Source organism: Variovorax sp. OV329, assembly GCF_900114785.1.
Lineage (GTDB): Bacteria > Pseudomonadota > Gammaproteobacteria > Burkholderiales > Burkholderiaceae_C > Variovorax.
In genome coordinates, this window is sequence record NZ_FOUG01000060.1 from 1 (window position 1) to 1,064 (window position 1,064).

Sequence of the window (1,064 nt, forward strand, 5' to 3'; positions counted from 1 at the left end):
GGCAAGACCACGCTGACGGCGGCCATCGCCACGGTGCTGTCGGCCAAGTTCGGCGGCGAAGCCAAGGCCTACGACCAGATCGACGCGGCTCCCGAAGAAAAGGCGCGCGGCATCACGATCAACACCGCGCACGTCGAGTACGAAACGGCCAACCGCCACTACGCACACGTCGACTGCCCCGGCCACGCCGACTACGTGAAGAACATGATCACCGGCGCTGCCCAGATGGACGGCGCCATCCTGGTGTGCTCGGCCGCTGACGGCCCGATGCCCCAGACGCGCGAGCACATCCTGCTGGCTCGCCAGGTGGGCGTGGGCTACATCATCGTGTTCCTGAACAAGTGCGACATGGTCGACGACGCCGAGCTGCTCGAGCTGGTCGAAATGGAAGTGCGCGAGCTGCTGGACAAGTACGAATTCCCCGGCGACGACACCCCCATCATCCACGGCTCGGCCAAGCTGGCCCTGGAAGGCGACAAGGGCAAGCTGGGCGAAGAAGCCATCATGAAGCTGGCCGAAGCGCTGGACACCTACATCCCGACGCCCGAGCGCGCCGTGGACGGTACGTTCCTGATGCCCGTGGAAGACGTGTTCTCGATCTCGGGTCGTGGCACGGTGGTCACCGGCGCGGTCGAGCGCGGTGTGATCAAGGTGGGCGAGGAAATCGAGATCGTCGGTATCCGTGCCACCCAGAAGACCATCTGCACGGGCGTGGAAATGTTCCGCAAGCTGCTGGACCAGGGTCAGGCTGGCGACAACGTCGGCGTGCTGCTGCGCGGCACCAAGCGTGAAGACGTCGAGCGCGGCCAGGTGCTGTGCAAGCCGGGCTCCATCAAGCCGCACACGCACTTCACCGCCGAGGTGTATGTGCTGTCCAAGGACGAAGGTGGCCGTCACACGCCGTTCTTCAACAACTACCGTCCGCAGTTCTACTTCCGCACGACCGACGTCACGGGCTCCATCGAGCTGCCCAAGGACAAGGAAATGGTCATGCCGGGCGACAACGTGTCGATCACGGTCAAGCTGATCGCCCCGATCGCCATGGAAGAAGGCCTGCGCTTCGC

The 1,064-nt window shown here is 64.5% G+C and carries 1 protein-coding gene; it reads left to right on the forward strand.

Annotated features, from left to right (window positions below):
- Positions 1–1,064: elongation factor Tu (gene tuf / locus BM345_RS29555; RefSeq protein WP_093387421.1), on the forward strand; the 1,064-nt coding region annotated here is incomplete at both ends.